Below are 254 nucleotides of genomic sequence, written 5' to 3'. Positions count from 1 at the left end.
TGGGTAACTCTCAAGGATTGGACCCAAGGTACTTTGGGTCGAATCGTTGCGGGTGCGATGATCCTGGTCGGTGTTGTTGGTGGTATCGCTCGCCAGAGCCTCATGGCTTTCGCTATGGGTATCGGTGGCGGTATGGGCCTGTACAACTCCCCGACCGTAGTGGAATCCATCATGTCTGCTACTCTGGAACATGCAGAGAAGGTCATCCCGGCTGTTGTGCAACTCAGCAATGGCCTGGGGGTGTAAAAGACACC

At 55.1% G+C, this 254-nt stretch carries 1 protein-coding gene; it reads left to right on the top strand.

Features of this window, described 5'->3' with window-relative positions; genetic code table 11:
* The coding region (gene traA, locus BHE89_RS02400) for a TraA family conjugative transfer protein (protein WP_286145829.1) at positions 1 to 246 on the top strand (246 nt) is incomplete at its 5' end.
* Positions 247 to 254 lie beyond the last annotated feature (8 nt).

Source organism: Shigella sp. FC1967 (genome assembly GCF_001743005.1).
Classification (GTDB): Bacteria; Pseudomonadota; Gammaproteobacteria; order Enterobacterales; family Enterobacteriaceae; genus Proteus.
Note: the sequence above shows the minus strand (reverse complement) of the source record. Positions and strands in the feature narration are given on the sequence as shown.